The 1741-nt window shown below is 46.1% G+C and carries 3 protein-coding genes; all 3 read left to right on the top strand.

From position 1 onward, the window contains the following. The first annotated feature begins 261 nt into the window (after nucleotides 1–261). Nucleotides 262–510 carry a hypothetical protein gene (locus tag F6K53_RS40085; protein WP_293085635.1) on the top strand — a complete coding sequence of 83 codons (249 nt, stop codon included), beginning with the start codon at nucleotides 262–264 and terminating at the stop codon, nucleotides 508–510. Between the two features lie 61 nt (nucleotides 511–571). Next, nucleotides 572–1159, top strand: a complete 588-nt coding sequence (locus F6K53_RS40080) for a transposase (RefSeq protein ID WP_293085632.1) — start codon at nucleotides 572–574, stop codon at nucleotides 1157–1159. A 32-nt stretch (nucleotides 1160–1191) separates the two neighbouring features. Continuing rightward, a partial coding sequence (locus tag F6K53_RS40075; RefSeq protein WP_293085630.1) for a transposase occupies nucleotides 1192–1741 on the top strand: 550 nt, incomplete at its 3' end.

Raw genomic sequence — 1741 nt, 5'->3', positions numbered from 1 at the left:
GAGTTCGATCGCCTGAATTACTTTTTGGCGCAGGTCTTCGCTGTAAGGAAAAGGCATGACAGAAATCGGACGATAAGTGGAAGGGCTTTTCGTTTTCTTTGTCCTAACTATGATGGCGACTGCTATACCTCTAGAATGGGTTTTCATCTAACTCTTTTAGTGTCGATTTTGTAACTTCTCAATTACCCCTGCACCCCCTGTGAAGGGATCTATGTTGGCAGCCCCCTTGCCAAAAGTACGTAAATCTGGTCTAACAGAAATATGACTGAAATTCCTGTGCTGGCCACTCTTGACGAAACAACCGACCTCCCAGAGGAGGAACGTCTGCGCTTGTTTGTGCAACAGCAGCAAGCAATAATAGGGTTGTTGGCTCAGCAGAATCAAGCATTAGAGAAACAGGTAAAAGAGTTAACCGAACGCATCAGTCAATTAGAAGAAGAGTTACGGCAGAAAAAGAAACTGAGCAAGAAGCCCCAGTTAAAAGCGAGTAAACGCGCACCAAGGCATTGAGTCTCAGCAACAGAGTAGCAAACGACCTGGTTCTGCCCATAGCAGTAAGAAACAGGGGTTCGTGGTCAATGAAGAACGCAAAATAGACCTAGAGGAGTTGCCAGAAGGAGCAAGATTCAATGGGTATCGGGAATATGATGTCCAAGAACTATGTATAAAGCGCAACAATATTCGATTTTTGTTGGCAGAGTACGTTTTAGAGGATGGGAGTGTTATTTGTGCCCAGTTGCCGCGAGAGTATAGCTTGACGGGTCATTATGGTCCGGAGTTGGTAGGTTATATCTTGCATGAACACTACCAAAATCGAGTGCCGCAACCGTTGATATATCAACAGCTAAAAGATTGGGGAATCGATATCTCAGTAGGCCAAGTTAATCGAATATTAACCGAAAAACTAGAGGAGTTTCATCACGAACAAGCCTCAGTGTTAGAAACAGGCTTGGGCTACTCAAAGTACATTCACACGGATGATACCGGAGCCCGCCAGGGAGGTAAGAATGGGTATTGCACAGTGATTGGCAATGAGTGGTTTAGTTACTTTGCCAGTACTCTGAGCAAGAGTCGGAGCAACTTTTTGGAGCAACTCCACGGCCATAAACCAAGCTATGTACGTGGGGGAGTGTTCCCGCAAGTATTTACAGAGCTATAAATTAGGGAAAAAGCAATGGAAGGTTTTGGAGTTTGACTTCCTTTGTCTTGGCCAATAGCACCCAAGCCTGGAATCAATATTTGGATTCTATCGGTATAGTCACGCCTTTGGGGGTTCGGTTGGTCACAGAAGCGGCTCTGCTGGGAGGTTTGATTGAGGCGGGAGTTAGTGAGAGGTTGGTGATTCTTTCCGATGGTGCAGGCCAGTTTAATCTCCTGGTCCATGCCTTGTGCTGGGTTCATGCTGAACGAGCCATCCGCAAATTACAGGGGAGCACCGCTGTGTTTCGCGCCCAAATTGAAGAAGTCCAAACCCTCTTGTGGGACTATTACCAAGAGCTAAAAACCTACCCAAAGACTCCCAGTGAGCAGCACAAGAAGTATTTATCGGCTCGCTTTGATGAGGTTAAAGGTCGGTGCTATTTGCAACACCCCACCCTCAATAACACCTTGATCGGATTTAGGAAAAACAAGAAACAGCTTCTGAGGGTTCTTGATGATCCGGATATTCCACTCCACAACAATGCAGCCGAGTCTGACATCCGAGAATTTGTCACCCGTCGAAAAATTAGTGGTGGCACTC

The sequence above is a fragment of the Moorena sp. SIO4A1 genome (genome assembly GCF_010672065.1).
Taxonomy (GTDB): domain Bacteria; phylum Cyanobacteriota; class Cyanobacteriia; order Cyanobacteriales; family Coleofasciculaceae; genus Moorena.
This window is presented reverse-complemented; position numbering and strand designations above follow the sequence as displayed.

Bases quoted from the DNA above. Each gene is read 5' to 3' on its own strand.
- F6K53_RS40085 (WP_293085635.1), top strand. From the start codon at position 262: ATGACTGAAATTCCTGTGCTGGCCACTCTTGACGAAACAACCGACCTC.